Source organism: Rhizobium sp. Leaf311 (assembly GCF_001423445.1).
Classification (GTDB): Bacteria; Pseudomonadota; Alphaproteobacteria; order Rhizobiales; family Rhizobiaceae; genus Agrobacterium.
Genome location: NZ_LMNZ01000004.1, coordinates 55,456 through 72,895 on the forward strand (window position 1 = coordinate 55,456; position 17,440 = coordinate 72,895).

The 17,440-nt window shown below is 58.5% G+C and carries 16 protein-coding genes; 13 read left to right on the forward strand and 3 right to left on the reverse strand.

What is annotated here, in order from left to right:
• A complete protein-coding gene (gene ppk2 / locus ASF69_RS06065) occupies positions 1-882 on the reverse strand; it encodes a polyphosphate kinase 2 (protein ID WP_062587173.1) in 882 nt (293 codons plus the stop codon).
• Positions 883-1,084: 202 nt separating this feature from the next.
• On the opposite strand from ppk2, the gene phoR reads away from it, so the two are divergent.
• From phoR to ASF69_RS06115, 10 genes are all read left to right on the forward strand, one after another.
• A complete protein-coding gene (gene phoR / locus ASF69_RS06070; protein WP_062587174.1) occupies positions 1,085-2,353 on the forward strand; it encodes a phosphate regulon sensor histidine kinase PhoR in 1,269 nt (422 codons plus the stop codon).
• Positions 2,354-2,569: 216 nt separating this feature from the next.
• Positions 2,570-3,604 (forward strand): substrate-binding domain-containing protein, encoded by a 1,035-nt coding sequence (locus tag ASF69_RS06075; protein ID WP_062586360.1) that lies wholly within the window; start codon positions 2,570-2,572, stop codon positions 3,602-3,604.
• 275 nt (positions 3,605-3,879) lie between these two features.
• Positions 3,880-5,364: a phosphate ABC transporter permease subunit PstC gene (gene pstC, locus ASF69_RS06080; RefSeq protein WP_062586362.1), complete on the forward strand. Its 1,485-nt coding sequence runs from the start codon at positions 3,880-3,882 to the stop codon at positions 5,362-5,364.
• Positions 5,361-6,683, forward strand: a complete 1,323-nt coding sequence (gene pstA / locus ASF69_RS06085; protein ID WP_062586363.1) for a phosphate ABC transporter permease PstA — start codon at positions 5,361-5,363, stop codon at positions 6,681-6,683. The genes pstC and pstA overlap by 4 nt, the downstream gene beginning before the upstream one ends.
• A 68-nt stretch (positions 6,684-6,751) precedes the next feature.
• The gene (gene pstB, locus ASF69_RS06090) at positions 6,752-7,567 is read left to right on the forward strand and encodes a phosphate ABC transporter ATP-binding protein PstB (protein WP_062586365.1); all 816 of its coding nucleotides are present in this window, start codon (positions 6,752-6,754) and stop codon (positions 7,565-7,567) included.
• Positions 7,568-7,653: 86 nt separating this feature from the next.
• Complete coding sequence (gene phoU, locus ASF69_RS06095) at positions 7,654-8,370, forward strand: phosphate signaling complex protein PhoU (protein WP_062586367.1); 717 nt, start codon at positions 7,654-7,656, stop codon at positions 8,368-8,370.
• 131 nt (positions 8,371-8,501) lie between these two features.
• Positions 8,502-9,185 (forward strand): phosphate regulon transcriptional regulator PhoB, encoded by a 684-nt coding sequence (gene phoB / locus ASF69_RS06100; RefSeq protein WP_062586368.1) that lies wholly within the window; start codon positions 8,502-8,504, stop codon positions 9,183-9,185.
• A gap of 524 nt (positions 9,186-9,709) precedes the next feature.
• Complete coding sequence (locus ASF69_RS06105) at positions 9,710-9,919, forward strand: cold-shock protein (protein WP_045229895.1); 210 nt, start codon at positions 9,710-9,712, stop codon at positions 9,917-9,919.
• Positions 9,920-10,145: 226 nt separating this feature from the next.
• Entirely contained in the window at positions 10,146-10,367 is a 222-nt protein-coding gene (locus tag ASF69_RS06110) for a hypothetical protein (RefSeq protein WP_062586370.1), read from the forward strand.
• A 38-nt stretch (positions 10,368-10,405) separates the two neighbouring features.
• Positions 10,406-10,795 carry a DUF6481 family protein gene (locus ASF69_RS06115; protein WP_062586372.1) on the forward strand — a complete coding sequence of 130 codons (390 nt, stop codon included), beginning with the start codon at positions 10,406-10,408 and terminating at the stop codon, positions 10,793-10,795.
• Between the two features lie 467 nt (positions 10,796-11,262).
• On the opposite strand, the gene ASF69_RS06120 is transcribed toward ASF69_RS06115, so the two are convergent.
• Complete coding sequence (locus ASF69_RS06120) at positions 11,263-11,796, reverse strand: GcrA family cell cycle regulator (RefSeq protein WP_062586374.1); 534 nt, start codon at positions 11,794-11,796, stop codon at positions 11,263-11,265.
• A 434-nt stretch (positions 11,797-12,230) separates the two neighbouring features.
• Between ASF69_RS06120 and ASF69_RS06125 the strand changes: the two genes are divergently transcribed.
• The 3 genes from ASF69_RS06125 (at position 12,231) to ASF69_RS06135 (ending at position 15,736) form a co-directional block, all read left to right on the forward strand.
• Positions 12,231-13,427: an aspartate aminotransferase family protein gene (locus ASF69_RS06125; RefSeq protein WP_062586376.1), complete on the forward strand. Its 1,197-nt coding sequence runs from the start codon at positions 12,231-12,233 to the stop codon at positions 13,425-13,427.
• A 54-nt stretch (positions 13,428-13,481) separates the two neighbouring features.
• Positions 13,482-14,399: an ornithine carbamoyltransferase gene (gene argF / locus ASF69_RS06130; protein ID WP_062587175.1), complete on the forward strand. Its 918-nt coding sequence runs from the start codon at positions 13,482-13,484 to the stop codon at positions 14,397-14,399.
• Positions 14,400-14,743: 344 nt separating this feature from the next.
• Entirely contained in the window at positions 14,744-15,736 is a 993-nt protein-coding gene (locus tag ASF69_RS06135) for an Hsp33 family molecular chaperone (protein ID WP_062586377.1), read from the forward strand.
• 39 nt (positions 15,737-15,775) lie between these two features.
• Here the strand turns inward: ASF69_RS06135 and ASF69_RS06140 are convergent, their stop codons facing one another.
• A complete protein-coding gene (locus ASF69_RS06140; protein WP_062586379.1) occupies positions 15,776-17,350 on the reverse strand; it encodes a tannase/feruloyl esterase family alpha/beta hydrolase in 1,575 nt (524 codons plus the stop codon).
• Between the last annotated feature and the right edge of the window lie 90 nt (positions 17,351-17,440).

Here is a 17,440-nt window from a genome sequence, read left to right on the forward strand (position 1 = left end):
CTATTTCAGGAAATCGGGGCCGGAGCCGATGATCTTGTCATCGATGTCGCCAATCGCCTTCTTGTCCTTGCCTTCGTAATCCAGCGATTTCAGGATGTGCTTGATGAGATTGATCCGTGCGCGGCGCTTGTCGTTGGCGCGGATCACGGTCCAGGGCGCATCTTCTATGTGGGTTTTCTCCAGCATGAGATCGCGCATCGCCGTGTAATCGTCCCACTTGGTCAACGCGGCAATGTCCATGTCGGAAAGCTTCCACGCCTTGAGAGGGCTGTGGCGGCGGTCATGAAAACGGTCTATCTGGGTTTCGCGGCCCGTATCCAGCCAAAACTTGAACAGATGCGTGCCTTCATGCACCACCATCTTTTCCAGCCGGGGCGTTTCTTTCAGAAACCGCTTGTGTTCTTCCGGCGTGCAGAACCCCATGACCGGCTCAACTCCAGCGCGGTTGTACCAGGAACGGTCAAACATCACGAATTCGCCTGCGGTCGGGAAATGCGAGATGTAACGCTGGAAATACCACTGGCCGCGCTCGGTTTCCGTTGGCTTGGTCAGCGCCACGATGCGTGCATAACGCGGATTGAGATACTCTTTCACGACGGAAATCGCGCCGCCCTTTCCTGCGGCGTCGCGACCCTCGAAAACCGCCATGATGCGCTTGCCCGTGGCCTGCAGCCAGTACTGGACCTTCACCAGCTCGATCTGCAACGCTTCCAGCGTCTTTTCGTATTCCTCGCGTTTCATCTTCTTGTCGTAGGGAAAACCACCGGCCGAAAGTTTCTTCGCCTCGACCCAGTCGGGCAGAACGGGGTCATCGATGTTGAATATGTGCGTCTTTCCGTCGATCTGCAGTTCGACTGAACGGTCTTTGCTGTTTTCGCTCATCGTGGCTCCCATTGTGCTGCCGTTGTAACCGGCATGAAAATCCCCTCGTTTGCGAGGCGGACGACCCAGAAATATCTGCAATCCTGTTTCGCAACCGTGAAAGAACTGGCTGTGGAAAAGACATAGTGATGAATCTCTGTCATGAAAGGGCGGTAAAAGGGTCGATACGCTGATTTTCGGCGTCAGAGGAAAGCAGATGGCAATGGCGGTCTCGGAAAGCGGCAGCACGGTTGGGCGGTATTGGGGCGGGCTGCGCCGTAGCTGGTTGCCTATTCTGGTCGTTACCCTTTTGGCAATCGTGGCGATGACGGAGCTGCGCGCACCCTATGTTCCGCTGGCGCTGTGGGCCGGGGCCGTGCTGGCCATTCTCGCCATCGGCCCGGGCTCGGTGGCAAAGGCGCCAAAACGCGCTGCCGTGCAGGAGATCGATGAGGAGCAGGCTGTCAGCGAAAGTCATATTTCGGGTGTTCGCTCAGGTCTCGCTGTTCTCGATACGCCGGTCTTCATTCTGGATCGCAATGCCAGCGTTCTTTTCGAAAACAACGCGGCGGAACGGGCGTTCGGCACTCTTCCTGTGGGCTCGCATATTTCCGGGCGCCTGCGCTCGCCGGGTCTGCTGGATGTCATCAGGGAAACGATTGCCACCGGTCAGCCCAACCAGGTGGAACATTCAGAACGTCTTCCTTCCGAACGCGTCTTTGTGGTCAGCATAGCGCTTGCCGCGGCGCAGGAGCAGGCCGGGCCACCGCTCTATATTTTGTCCTTCCGCGATATTTCGGAGCTTCGCCGCATAGACCGTATGCGCAGCGATTTCGTCGCCAATGCAAGCCACGAACTGCGTACGCCGCTTGCGTCTCTTCGCGGCTTTATCGAAACCATGCAGGGACCCGCCCGGGATGATCCCAAGGCGCGTGAACGCTTTCTCGGCATCATGCTGGATCAGGCCACGCGCATGAGCCGTCTGGTGGACGACCTGATGTCGCTGTCGCGGCTGGAACTGCGCGCCAATATTGCACCCGACCAGAAAGTCGATCTGGTCCCGCTTCTGGGCCATGTGCGCGACAGCCTTCTGCCGCTGGCCGAAGAACTTGGTATCGAGATTAACCTTCATGTTCCCGATGGCAAGGTGGAGGTGACGGGAGACCGGGACGAACTGGTGCAGGTCTTCCAGAACCTTGTCGAAAATGCCTGCAAATATGGTCAGGATGGCAAGGTGGTCGATGTGTTCCTGCGGGCCGAAGCCGGTAAACCTGTTGAGGTCGGCGTGGTCGACAAGGGGCCTGGCATTCCGGCAGAGCATGTTCCCCGGCTGACCGAGCGGTTTTATCGCGTCAGCGTGGCCGATAGTCGCTCCAAAAAAGGCACGGGTCTGGGCCTTGCCATCGTCAAGCATATTCTCACGCGCCACCGCGCGCGCCTCATAATCCGCTCGGAACTTGAGGTGGGTACGGACTTTACCGTGCGTTTTTGACATAAAACCCGTATCACGTGATTTTGTGAAATAAAAAACTGTTTCTATTCAGAAACTTAGGCTGTCACAAATACTTCATCGAAGTGACATAAAAGGGTGTGGCAAGACTGGTTAAGAAGAGGCCGCCGGGGCAGCCCAGATTGGGCCAGCGGGTAAAAAGCTACTGCCGGCAGCGTTCACAAAAGCCCATTACAGGGCCCCATACGGGAGAGTCACATGAATATCGTAAAATTGTCCGCAGCAGCCCTGGTGGCTTCCGTTGCCTTCGCAGGCGCCGCCGCTGCTCGCGACCAGATCCAGGTTGCTGGTTCCTCCACCGTTCTGCCTTACGCAAAGATCGTTGCTGAAACTTTCGCTGAAACCTTCCCTGACTTCAAGGCTCCGGTCGTTGAGTCCGGCGGCACGGGCGGCGGTCTGAAGGCATTCTGCTCTGGCGTTGGTGAAGGCACCATCGACATTGCAAACGCTTCGCGCAAGATCAAGGCTGACGAACTCGCAGCCTGCAAGGCAGCTGGCGTTACCGACGTTCAGGAAGTCAAGATCGGTTACGACGGCATCGTTTTCGCGATGGACAAGTCCAACAAGGACGTCAAGCTCGAGCCAAAGGATCTCTACCTCGGTCTCGCAGCTGAAATCGTCAAGGACGGCAAGCTCGTTGCCAACCCTTACAAGAAGTGGTCCGAAATCAACAAGGAACTGCCTGATGTAGCGATTGCTGCTTACATCCCAGGTTCCAAGCACGGCACACGCGAAGTCTTCGAAGAGAAGATCATGGCTGACGGCTGCAAGGAAGCTGGCGCAACCGACGCCATCAAGGGTCTGGTTCCAGATGCCAAGCAGGCTGCTGCCAAGTGCATCGCAGTTCGCAAGGACGGCATGGCAGTCGACATCGACGGCGACTACACCGAAACGCTCGCTCGTATCGATGCGAACAAGACAGGTCTCGGCGTCTTCGGCCTGGCATTCTACGAAAACAACAAGGACAAGCTGAAGGTTGCAACCGTCAGCGACGTCGTGCCAACAACGGAAACCGTTGCAAGCGGCAAGTACCCTGTTTCGCGCCCACTGTTCTTCTACGTCAAGAAGGCACATGTCGGCGTTATCCCTGGCCTCAAGGAATATGTTGAGTTCTTCACCTCTGACGAGATGATCGGACCTGACTCTCCGCTGGCCAACTACGGCCTGGTTGCTGCACCGGAAGCCGAGCGCAAGGAAATCCGCGCTCAGTTCGAAGCTGGCAAGATCATGTAATCTGTCTGGAAGGCGCGGCTTCATCGTCGCGCCTTCCGTCCATCTTTCTGTTGGCAAGGCGCTGTGTGGGTTGACAGTTCCTATTTATCGTATGACCAAACGGCCGATAAATACGATGTATCAACCCGGAATGCCTGAGCCGAGAAACGCAACATGGCACCTTTCGCAAACCGCTTCCCGGAAACGGGCTCAAGGCTGTTTGCGATGATCCGATGTGCAAATATTAAAGCTGCCTGATCCCGCATCCATTTTCCGGTGCGCCGAGGAAAGTCTCCATGAACACATCCATTCTTTTGCTGATATTGGCGCTGATCGGCATAGCCAGCTATGTGCTTGGCTCTCGCCGTGCTGTCGCTCTGGCTGGCGGTCGTCCGTCGTCCATGCATTCCCGGGCCGGTTATCATGGCTCCTATGTTCTTATCTGGGCCATTATTCCGTCCGCATTTATTTTAGCAGTTTGGCTCATCGTCAGCCCCATGGTCATCACCTCGGCTGTGCGCGGAGCATTTCCAGAAGACATCAGGTCCCAGTCCGAGGCTCAGCAGAGCCTCAGCTACGGCATGGTCGGCTCGATTGCCCGCGGTCTTGAAAGGCTGACACCAGAAGAGTTCGCCCAGGCCAAGGCCGATCCGGCTTCGCTGCGTCCGCTTTTGGGGTCCAAGGGTGTCGCCATTGCCGGCGATCCGGAGCCCTTCATGGTCGAGGCGGCTGAAACGCTCAATACCATGACGGCGGCCAGCCGCATCGGCATGGTGCTGGTGGTGCTGGGCGCAGCCGTTGGCGGTGCGCTCTATGCCCTGCGCGGTATCGCCCCCCGCTTCCGCGCCCGTAACAATGTCGAAAAGGTCATTCTGGCGGCTTTGCTGCTGGCGTCCTCCATCGCCATTCTCACCACCATCGGCATTGTTCTGTCGATGCTGACGGAAGCGATCCAGTTCTTCAACATGGTCCCGGCCTACCAGTTCTTCTTCGGAACCGTCTGGGACCCGCGCTTTGCCGCCGCTGGCGCGACCGAGAGTGCAGGGCAGTTCGGCCTCGTGCCGTTGCTTGCGGGCACGCTCTATATCGGCTTCGTCGCGATGCTCGTTGCCGTTCCCGTCGGTCTGTTCTCAGCCATCTACATGGCGGAATACGCTTCGCCGCGCTTCCGCTCGGTTGCCAAGCCGCTTCTCGAAGTGCTGGCGGGCATTCCCACCATCGTCTACGGCTTCTTTGCCCTGACCACGGTTGGCCCATTCCTTCGCGACATCTCATCGCAGATCAACGGGCTTGCCACCGGTGATTACACCAACTTCATCCAGGCGCAGAGCGTCATCACCGCTGGCTTCGTCATGGGCATCATGCTGATCCCCTACGTGTCGTCGCTTTCGGATGATATCATTACCGCCGTGCCGCGCGCCCTTCGCGATGGTTCGCTCGGTCTTGGTGCCACGCGCTCGGAAACGGTCAAGCGGGTCATTCTGCCTGCCGCTCTGCCCGGCATCGTCGGCGCGATCCTGATGACCGCCTCACGCGCCATCGGCGAAACCATGATCGTGGTTCTGGCCGCAGGCGTTGCCGCCCGCCTTCAGCTCGATCCGTTCGAGCCGATGACGACGGTAACGGTCAAGATCGTCAGCCAGCTGACGGGTGACCTTGAATTCACTTCGCCGCAGACGCTCGTTGCCTTTGCGCTCGGCATCACACTCTTTGCCATTACTCTTTGCCTCAATATCTACGCGCTCTATATCGTGCGCAAATACCGGGAGCAGTACGAATGACCGAGGTCGTTACCCAGGGCTTTGCCGCCCCAGCCGCAACGAAGAAGGTCCGTCGCGATATCGGCATCAAGCGCCGATACGCAGCCGAGCGCCGCTTCCGCACCTACGGCCTTGCCGCCATTTCCTTCGGCCTGCTGTTCCTGTTCCTGCTTCTCTGGTCGGTCGTCGGCAAGGGCTATACGGCATTCCAGCAGACCATGATCACCGTGCCGGTCGAGTTCTCGCAGCAGATCATTGACCCGGACAATGTCCGTGCCCAGAACCCTGGCAAGCTGATGACCGCGAACTATCCCGTGGTTGCCCGCAATGCAGTGGCAAAGGCGCTCGGCGTATCCCTGGATGATCGTGATGCCCTGAAGGCCGTCAATTCCCTGATCTCCGACAGCATCCGCGGACAGTTGCGCGACCTGGTTGTGGCCGATCCAAGCATCGTTGGAACCACCCGCACCGTTGCCCTTCTGGCTTCGGGCGATCTCGACAGCGTGGTCAAGGGTCAGGTCGACGTTTCCGTCAACGAACAGAACCGTCGCATCTCCGATCAGCAGCTCGCATGGGTCAAGCAACTGACCGACGCCGGCCAGCTGGCCAAGGAGTTCAACACCGGCATCTTCTTCAACGGCGCATCCAGCCGTCCGGAAGCCGCAGGTGTCGGCGTGGCCCTCATCGGCTCCTTCTACATGATGATGATCGTTCTGGTCCTGTCGCTGCCCATCGGCGTTGCCGCCTCCATCTATCTGGAAGAGTTTGCACCGAAGAACCGCCTGACGGACCTTATCGAAGTCAACATCAACAATCTGGCTGCCGTACCGTCCATCGTTTACGGTCTGCTTGGCCTGTCGGTCTTCATCAACTTCATGGGCTTCCCGCGCTCGGCTTCGCTGGTCGGTGGCTTCGTGCTGACGCTGATGACCCTGCCGACCATCATCATCGCCACCCGTGCGGCGCTGAAGGCGGTCCCGCCATCCATCCGCGCTGCGGCTCTGGGCCTTGGCGCATCCAAGATGCAGACCATTTTCCACCATGTGCTGCCGCTGGCCATGCCCGGCATTCTTACCGGCACCATCATCGGCCTGGCACATGCCCTTGGCGAAACCGCACCGCTGCTGCTGATCGGCATGGTCGCCTTCGTCGCGAATTATCCGACAACGCCGATGGATCCGTCCACAGCCCTGCCGGTGCAGATCTACATGTGGGCGAACGAAGCGGAACGTGCCTTTGTCGAGAGAACGTCAGGCGCCATCATCATCCTGCTTATGTTCCTCATCGTCATGAATGTGGGTGCAATCCTGTTGCGTCGCCGCTTCGAGCGTCGCTGGTAGGCCATCACAACGTGCCGACCGGTTTTTCGTCCGGAAATGCGATAAAACAAACACCGGGAGCTTTAATTATGAATATGTTGTCGGAAGCAGCAGTTGAGAAGGCGCTGGACAAGAAAATGAATGATGTAATATACAAGATGATTGGTAAGGACGTTTCCGTTTATTACAGCGAGAAGCGTGCTCTTTACGACGTGAACCTGAATGTCCGCGAGAACACGGTCACCGCGTTGATCGGCCCGTCCGGTTGCGGAAAATCAACCTTCCTGCGCACGCTCAACCGTATGAACGATACGATCGACGGCTGCCGTGTCACGGGCAAGATCACGCTCGATGAAGACGATATCTACGATCAGTCCATCGACGTGGTGGAACTTCGTGCGCGCGTCGGCATGGTGTTCCAGAAGCCGAACCCATTCCCCAAGACGATCTATGAAAACATCGCCTATGGCCCACGCATCCATGGTCTTGCCCGCAACAAGGCGGATATGGACCAGATCGTCGAGTCCAGCCTGCAGAAGGCCGGTCTGTGGAACGAAGCCAAGGACCGCCTGCATGAATCAGGCACCGGCCTGTCCGGCGGCCAGCAGCAGCGTCTGTGCATTGCGCGCGCGATTGCTGTGTCTCCTGAAGTCATCCTGATGGACGAGCCATGCTCGGCGCTCGACCCGATTGCGACGGCAAAGGTGGAAGAACTCATCCACGAGCTGCGCGCAAACTACACCATCGTCATCGTCACCCACTCCATGCAGCAGGCAGCCCGCGTGTCGCAGCGCACCGCCATGTTCCATCTGGGCCATCTGGTCGAAGAAAACGACACTGACAAGATGTTCACCAACCCGGATGACCAGCGCACGCAGGACTACATCATGGGCCGCTTCGGCTGATCTGCCGCAGTTAAAACCATTCGCGTGGCACCGCTTGAGCCCGTCCGGGCTTGCGGGCCAGCGCATCGAAACTGGAGATTTCGTACATGCCGACACATTCCCATATCATGTCCGCCTATGACGAGGAGCTGAAGTTCCTCACCCGCCGCATCGCCGAAATGGGCGGTCTTGCGGAACAGATGTGCGCCGATGCGGTGCGCGCGCTCGTCAATTCCGACGCAGCACTTGCCCAGAAGGTCATATCCGACGACACGATCCTCGATCATGCCGAGCGTGAGATTGGCGACAAGGCCATCGTCACCATCGCCAAGCGTCAGCCCATGGCTGCCGACCTTCGTGAAATCATCGGCTCGCTGCGTATCGCTGCCGATCTGGAGCGCGTGGGCGACCTTGGCAAGAACACCGCCAAGCGCGTCATCGCGGTTGCCGGTACCGGCGTGCCGCGCAAGCTGGCCCGTGGCCTGGAGCACCTGTCGGAACTGGCGCTGGTGCAGCTCAAGGAAGTGCTTGACGTCTACTCCACCCGTTCGGCGGAAAAGGCCCAGGCCATCCGCGAGCGTGATGAAGAGATCGATGCCATGTACACCTCGCTGTTCCGCGAGCTCTTGACCTACATGATGGAAGATCCGCGCAACATCACGACCTGCACGCATCTCCTGTTCTGCGCCAAGAACATCGAGCGCGTTGGCGACCACGCAACCAACATTGCCGAAACCATCTACTACATGACCACCGGCAGCCAGCCGGAAGGCGAGCGTCCGAAGGACGATAGTTCCAACACGCTTGGCGCAGTAACCGAGTGAGTTGCAGCATCGGCGCCGAAGGTCGAACATGACCTTCGGTCGGCCCGATGTGTCGATCAACATGCCAGAGCGGCCGCAATGCGCCCCGAAGAACGCCTTGCGCTCTGGTCAGACTGGCGGAGTTCAAATCCATGGTGCCGAAAATCGCAGTTGTCGAAGATGAAGAAGCGCTCAGCGTTCTTCTCCGCTACAATCTGGAATCCGAAGGTTATGACGTCGACACCATTCCCCGTGGCGACGAGGCGGAAATCCGCTTGCAGGAACGCACTCCGGATCTTCTGATCCTGGACTGGATGTTGCCGGGCGTCTCCGGCATCGAGCTTTGCCGTCGCTTAAGAATGCGCCCGGAAACCGAACGCCTGCCGATCATCATGCTGACGGCGCGCGGCGAGGAGAGCGAGCGCGTGCGGGGGTTGGCGACCGGCGCTGATGATTATGTGGTCAAGCCGTTTTCGACCCCAGAGCTGATGGCACGCGTCAAGGCCATGCTGCGCCGTGCCCGCCCGGAAGTTCTGTCCTCCATCCTGAAATGCGGCGATATCGAACTCGACCGCGAAACCCACCGCGTGCACCGCAAGACCCGCGAAGTGCGTCTGGGGCCAACCGAGTTTCGCCTGCTGGAGTTCCTCATGGTGTCCCCCGGTCGCGTCTTCTCGCGCTCGCAGCTTCTGGATGGCGTGTGGGGTCACGATATCTATGTGGATGAACGCACTGTGGACGTCCATGTCGGCCGTCTGAGAAAGGCGCTCAACTTCTCCAATATGCAGGATGTCATCCGCACCGTGCGCGGCGCGGGCTATTCCATGGAAGCCTGACGGGCCTTTCGACACCCTTTTGAAGCACAACGCGCGCAGGATGTTCCGGCTGGAACACGGCGCGCGTTTCCTGTTTTATGCCAGGATCGAACAGCTACCCGCCGAGGGAACCGTCGTTTGCGTTCATCGCCAGGATAAATTCTCAGTTTCTGGCGGCGGCTCCAAACTTCGCCCTCGGGTGCGAAAAAGGGCAGGGCGCGCTTCCCTCCTCTAAGCGATTTTTCTGAGTAAAAACAACAGACAGACGCATTGCGGAAATTGAAATAGCGATACGGATAATTATTCTTCTGACCGTGCCTTTACGTTGCAAGATAAAAGCGAATTTCAATTATCTGTAATTTAAGGTTTGACTATCAGGGAATAACCCTCTATCAATTGGTCATCGATATTTTGCTTGCTGAGCTTTGGTTGCCGCGCGATTAGCACCGCGTTTTGAACTAACCCTTTCCTTCAAAAAAATCGCTATACTCGCACACAGGGCGTCAGTTCTGTGATCTATCACTTATGCTTTGAAAGGGTTCATTATGACCACAGGCACAGTAAAATGGTTTAACTCCACCAAGGGCTTCGGCTTCATTCAGCCAGACAACGGCGGCACAGACGCATTCGTACACATCTCCGCTGTAGAGCGTGCAGGTATGCGCGAAATCGTTGAAGGCCAGAAGCTGAGCTACGACCTTGAGCGCGACAACAAGTCGGGCAAAATGTCGGCTTGCAATCTCCAGGCTGCTTAAATACGGAATCTGCTTTCCTTTGACCACGGATGTACTGGCACTGTCGAAAGTATGAGACCAACCGAGGTCAGGCACGTTGCCTGGCCTTTTTTTGTGCCGCAGCTCGGCACATGCGCCAGAGCGTTTTTCATTTGCGAAAACCGCCTCCGGCCACCCAATCCACTCCGCATCGGCATTTTTTTGAAATCGATCCCGATCTCAGCCGAAGCGACAGGAAGGAAAATCCATGTCCGAAACACACAGCAAATCTCGCCAGCAGGCTGAGAAGGCATTCGGCGCCACGCAGACGCAGTTCTTCGCTCGCGGCCACGCCGTGGACGAACTCAACTCGATTGCGCAGGCGCGCGATGAAAAGACCCAACGCTTGCGTGAAGCGCGTCTTGCCAAGGAATTGCAGGATAGCCTGAACCCACCGCCAGCGCCCACAAAACGCGGTAAAAAGTCCTGATCGCGAGATCGGAATGACCCTTCAACTGGAATAGAGATTTGAGAAACACAAGAAACGCCAGAACAAACGAAGTTGCCGACCGTCGCGGCGCCGCTGCTGACGCCAAGGCCGCACTTTTGCAGGCCTACAAGGCAGCCAAGGAAGCCGCAGCGCCGATGCTCGAAGCCAAGCAGGCCGAGCAGATTGCCGTTGCCGACGCCCGCAGGGCCCGCCAGGCTGAACGCGAGCAGCAAAAGCGCGACGAGAAAATCCGCATCGAAGCAGAAGCCGCTCAAAAGCAGGCAGAACTCGATGCCGCCGCCAGCGCCGAAGAAGATGCCCGCAAGCTGGCCGACAAGAACCGCATCGCGCGTGTCATCGAAGACGAAGCGGCGCGCAAGGCAGAACGCGATCGCCGTTATGCCAACCGCAAGGCCCGCCAGGGCTAATCCGGCTACAGGCGTTCTCGTCAAACATAAAGCGGGCCACCCGGTCCCGCTTCAGCCTGCCGGCAAATGCGCCGCTGGCGTTACTTCGGGGCCAGCCTCCCTTTCCTCCGACTGCCCGGTCGATACGAGCAGCACTTTCGTTCGTTCCCATTGCGCCCTTTCGTCATTCCGTAGGTAAGCCTCAAAACGGCTGATGCGCGTCTGTTATGGCGGCAATCGCTGCGGTTCACGGCGCTGGCCTGGCCGGACAAGAAACCATCCTGTCTTACTCCAACGTGCCGCCTCCCGCAGCTGGCTCCTGTTTGCCATGAGGGCATGGTGATTTCTCACCAGCCTTGAGCGGCACAGTACATGTCGGCGGGTAACAGCCATTCGACACGGTCAGCCTCAGCCCACCGTACAATCTCTCTCCACAAACAAAAAAGCGGGCCAAATGGACCCGCTTTTGCTGTTCTAAAAGAGTTCGCTCAGGCCCTGCGGCGTTCGCTGACAGGCTGGTAAGCCATCTTCGCGTGGAACTTGCAGTAAGGAGAGGACTCGGAAGCTTCACAGCCACAGAAGTGGAAGTCGTCCTTCAGCGGATCGCCAACCGGCCACTTGCAGGTGCGCTCGGTCAACTCGGTCAGCGTCAGACGCAGCGAGGTTGGCAGCGATGTGTTGGTAACGGGCACATATTCCAGAACCTGAGCCGTATCGATCGACTGATCGTCCTTCAACGCCGTGGCGCCTGCGGTGCGGGCGGCAGGGCGGGCAGCGGCCGGGCGCGCCTGAAAATTGGTTGCGCGTGGCGCGGTTGTCGTTGCAGCAGGGCGCTTGGCCGCAGGACGTGCGGTTGCAACCGTGCCGCCAGCCTTCGCGCGACCTGGCAGGTTGAGGCGGTGAACCTTGCCGATGACGGCATTGCGGCTGACGCCGCCGAGCTGGGCTGCGATCTGACTGGCGCTCAACCCTTCGGACCACAGTCTTTTGAGTTTTTCCACTCGTTCATCAGTCCAGTTCATACAGCTTCTCCGCTCGTAGCGCAGGCAGAATCTTTCCCCGATGCCGTGGAGCAAACCACGCGCAGAGTATCCGCCAGATTGTAGGTGACTAGGTCCGCCGCTTGCAGTCTAGTAATTGAGAGTTAACCTAATCGTAGGCAGACTCCGTGACAAGAGTCGGGAGAATCATCTGGAATCGATTTTCCGGTTTTCCCCAACTTGCTTTCCGCGTGAGTCAGAAAAGCAACACTTTGTAGCTCGGTAAAAACCCTCTACCATGGCTTGAGAATGCCTGCTAACGCGGACTTTTGTTGACATCCACAGGTGAAGTGACAATAGTGCGCTCGACGTACAGAAATGCCCCAAGCCGCCGCGAGGCGGCGTTTTTGATTTTCAGGCACGGGATAACCGGTAAGCCCTATTGACAGCGCGTTTGCGCAAGGAGTGATACAGCCATGGCCGACACCGCGCCATTGTTCGATACGTTTTCCAGAGCCCCGTTGCGGTTTGAGCGAGGAGAGGGCGTTTGGCTCGTTACAGAGAGTGGCGAGCGATATCTGGATTTCGGCGCGGGCGTGGCTGTCACCTCGGTTGGCCACAGCCACCCGCATATGGTTGAGGCTTTGAAGGCCCAGGCGGAAAAGGTCTGGCACCTCTCCAATCTCTACGAAGTCGCAGGGCAGGAAGTGCTGGCCAGACGGCTCGTGGATGCAACTTTTGCGGATAAGGTCTTCTTCACCAATTCCGGTGCCGAGGCGCTGGAATGCGCCATCAAGACCGCACGCCGCTATCATTATACCCACGGTAATCCGGAGAAATTCCGCATCATCACCTTTGAGGGCGCGTTTCATGGTCGCACGCTGGCAACCATCGCTGCCGGTGGCCAGCCGAAATATATCGAAGGCTTCGGCCCCAAGGTCGAAGGTTTCGACCAGGTGCCATTCGGCGATCTCGACGCTCTCAAGGCTGCAATCGTGCCGGAAACGGCTGCATTGCTGATCGAGCCCATTCAGGGTGAAGGCGGCATACGCGTTGTCGATCCAGAGTTTCTGCGGGCCATGCGTGCCCTGTGCGATGAGCACGGCCTTCTTCTCGTTTTCGATGAGGTCCAGACCGGCGTCGGGCGTACGGGCAAGTTCTTTGCCCATGAATGGTCGGGCGTGACGCCAGATATCATGGCTGTTGCCAAGGGCATCGGCGGTGGTTTCCCATTCGGCGCGTGCCTTGCAACGGCTGAAGCTGCGTCCGGCATGACGGCAGGTGTCCATGGCACGACCTATGGCGGCAACCCGCTTGCCATGGCGTGCGGCAATGCCGTGCTGGATATCGTGCTGGCCGATGGCTTCATCGATCACGTGCGCGATGTCGCTCTGGTTTTCCGTCAGGGACTGGCCTCCCTCAAGGATCGTTTCCCCGATGTCATCGAGGAAATTCGTGGCGAGGGACTACTGCTCGGCATCAAGGCCAAGGTGCCGTCTGCCGATCTGCTTCATGCCATCCGTGCGGAACATCTTCTGGCGGTTCCCGCTGGCGATAACGTCATCCGCCTGCTTCCGCCGCTGGTGGTCACCGCGCAGGAAGCGCGCGAGGGCCTCGCACGTATCGAGAAGGCTGCAGAGGCACTCACGACGAAACTGGCGAAAAGCGCCTGAACGCACATGTCCAGGCGCGCAAAGGCGCAGCCTGCATTGATGGGACAGCATAAAATGGCATCAGCAAAACATTTTCTCGACCTTTCGGCCGTCGGTTCGGAAGACCTGAGAGTCATCATGGACGACGCGCGTGCGCGCAAGGTTGCAACGAAGAACGGCACTGCCGAGAAGCCATTGGCTGGCAAGATGCTGGCGATGATCTTCGAAAAGCCCTCCACCCGTACCCGCGTCTCCTTCGATGTGGGAATGCGCCAGCTGGGCGGCGAAACGCTGTTTCTTTCCGGCACCGAAATGCAGCTTGGCCGCGCCGAAACCATTGGCGATACCGCCAAGGTTCTGTCGCGTTATGTCGATGCCATCATGATCCGGACCACGGACCATTCCCGTCTGCTGGAGCTTGCGGAGCACGCAACCGTTCCCGTCATCAACGGCCTGACGGATGATACCCATCCCTGCCAGATCATGGCCGATATTCTGACCTTCGAAGAGCATCGCGGCCCGGTCAAGGGCAAGACGATTGCCTGGACAGGGGATGGCAACAACGTTCTGCATTCGCTGGTGGAAGGTGCCGCGCGTTTCGGTTACCGCATGAACATGGCGGTGCCGATGGGTTCGGAACCGCACGACCGCTTCCTCAACTGGGCGCGGAACAATGGCGGCGATATCATGCTGTGCCACGATGCGGAACGCGCTGTCACGGGTGCCGATTGCGTTGTTACGGATACCTGGGTTTCCATGAACCAGGAGCACAAGGCGCGTGGCCACAACATCTTCCAGCCCTATCAGGTCAATGCTGGCCTGATGGGCAAGGCCAACAAGGATGCCTTGTTCATGCACTGCCTTCCCGCCCATCGCGGTGAAGAGGTGACGGACGAGGTCATCGACGGGCCGCAGTCGGTGGTCTTCGATGAAGCGGAAAACCGTCTTCATGCGCAAAAGTCCATCATTGCATGGTGCATGGGCGTCATCTGATCCGGCACGGCTTGCTGCCACGCCTGTCGCTTGAATTTCAGCCGTGGCTTCCTATTTCTAGCCGAGTTCAACACCGCCGCTTGTTACAAGCGGCGGCTTTTCATCAATTGTTCGCCGCATCAATGGCCGCATAGCTGTCCGCTTCCGGAAAAATGCGGGTCGGCAAGCGCAAGGCTGTTTTCGGACGATCCGCCCTTTGAGCGAAAGTTAAAGTGGCGGAGTGGTTCCGTTTTCGTCTTTCACGGGCTATCAGTGCAACACGAACATTATGCCTTCCAGTCGGTGCCTTTGCAGGCCTCGATCATCCGCGCGGCAGCGCGGGCAGGGCGTCAAGGAGTAAGGAAATGGCAGACGCAACAGTACAGCTGGACGAGCTCCAATTTGCCGGTGATGACAAGGTCGTTCCCTTTCAGGTCGAAGGGCTGGACGTGCGCGGTCGCGCCGTGCAGGTCGGGCCGCTTTTGAACGCCATTCTGGAACGGCACGAATATCCGCCCGTTGTCGCCTGCCTTCTGGCCGAGGCCGTTGTCCTGACGGCATTGATCGGCACGTCGCTCAAGTTTTCCGGCAAGCTGACATTGCAGACGAAGGGTGATGGCCCGGTGGATCTGCTGGTTGCGGATTTCACCGCACCGGAAAACATGCGCGCCTATGCCCGCTTCGATGAGGAGCGGCTGGAGCAGGCCATCGCTGCGGGAGAAACCTCGCCGGAAGAATTGCTCGGCAATGGAATTCTGGCCTTTACCATCGATCAGGGCGTGGGAATGCAGCCATATCAGGGCATCGTTCCGCTGGATGGTTCTTCGCTGGAAGACATTGCCGGCGTCTATTTCCGCCAGTCGGAACAGTTGCCGACCCGTGTCCGGCTTGGCGTTGCCGAGCTTTATGATCGCGATGCCGATGGCAAGCCACGTCACAACTGGCGCGCCGGCGGCATCATCGCGCAGTTCCTGCCGCAGGCACCGGAACGTCTGCGCCAGCGCGATCTGCACGGCGGCGATGGTGATGAGGGTGCGGCGGAATATTCGCAGGACGACGCATGGACCGAAGCCGTGACCCTGATCGATACCGTCGATATGGACGAACTGACCGATCCGCAGGTGCCAGCAGAAAAGCTGCTCTTCCGCCTGTTTCACGAGCAGGGCGTGCGCGTCTACGAACCGCAATCCATTGTCGACCGCTGCAATTGCTCGCGGGAAAAGATCAAGGGTGTTCTGTCAGGATTTTCCGCCGAGGAGATCAACGACAGCCAGGAAGACGGCGTCATTTCCGTGACCTGCGAGTTCTGCTCGACCACCTACCGCTACCCGGTAGACGAACTGGTCGCGGCTGATTGATGAGAAAAGGCGGGATTATCTCCCGCCTTTTTTGTCGCCTCAGGGTATCTTGCAGGTGAAATTCGCGGCATCGTTGACCTCGCCTTTGCCGGAATAGACGGCGGCCTGCGGGTGCGGGCAAAGCGGACGCGTCATAACGGTCTTCCTGTCCACGATCTTGGCCGCATGGATGACATCAGGCGCCTTGCCGTTTTCAACCCAGTCCATCAGCGGCGTGAAGGCGTCGAATGTGTCGGTGCCATAACCCATCCGGCAATGGAACATGCCCGGCACCATGAACAGGCGGTAGAATTCGCTGGTTTTCTCCGCGCCCATCGTCTTGCGCACGGACTCGTAGTAATCCAGACCCATCAGCGGATTGAGCGCCGGATCGGACCATCCGAAATAGGTGATCATCCGCCCGCCGCGCTTCTGGAAGGCGCTGAGATCGGGATTGTCGGCATCGACAAGTTCACGCACGGCCACTACCTTCTCATATTGCGTATCGAAATCGAATGACTTCCAGTCGATCGCCTTGCCGGAGGCGGGCAGCATGGCCATGTTCTTCACGAATGTATCGCCATAGGCCAGCTGCCTGCTCGGGCCGTTTTCCGAAATCACCCACTGGTCCCAGCCGCTTGCGCCTGCCGCATCCAGCCCTTCCGTGCCCGCAACCACGCCGGGGAACACCGTCTTGCCTTTGACGGTGACACCCTTTGCAAGCGTCTTGAGGGTTTCGACCTGCTCCTTGCTGAAGCAATCATCGCCGCCATTTTCGCAGATTTTCAGATCCTTGGCCGGATCGAAACTGCATTGTCTGGGGTCGGAAATCAGGCCATCCTTCACGCCATCAACGGCATCGCACCTGTCCATCACAGCCTTGGCAAGCGCCGGAAGCTGGGCCTTGCGGATGGGCGCCTTCAGCAGCGCCTGCGCGTTCCAGATGTTCCACAGGCCGGTATCGCTGAACCGCAAAACCGGTGCGCCTGCCAGAATACCATCGAAATCGCCGGGGTATCGCTGCGCTGCCATCAAGCCCTGTCGCCCGCCGGTCGAGCAACCGTCCCAATAGGAAAAGGTCGGGCGCCGGTCGTAATAGGTTGCAGCGACGGTCTTTGCGGTCTGGACGGTAACGTGGACCGCACGCGACCCGTAATCGACAAGCAGCGCCAGATCCGAGGCGAAATCGCCGAGATCATAGGTCTTTGCGTCATGGCCCGTATTCTGCTGCACGGTGAGGAAGCCCCGGGAAAGGGCAGCGTCGCGCGTCTCGATACGTGATGGCGCCGCCAGATCTTCGCCGGCATAACCGCCATTGCCGAACATATAGACGCGCCTGTTCCACTGGTCTGGCAGTGCCAACTCGAACCGGATCTGCGGGCGGATATAACCCGTGACGTGGCAGAAGCCGGGCAGGCCCTTGCCAGCCTCCACATAACGGGCCGTCAGCGTCGTGACGTCATCGAAAGCGCGGCTTTGCAGCATTGTGCAGCTCAAGGCAGCCGAGACAGTTGCCGATGTCAGATCGGGCCTGTTTCCACTATCGATGAAGCTGCTGCGGTTTTGTGCCTGTGCGGAAGCGGAAACCAGCAGCGCCAATAGCGTGCAGGTTCCCAAGCCTATGGCTCGCGTCATCCATTTTCCTCCCAGAAAGGTTGTGACGCGATCAAGGTGCCGTATCGGGTCCAGCGGGACAAATAACGAAACGGGCGAAATACATAACCG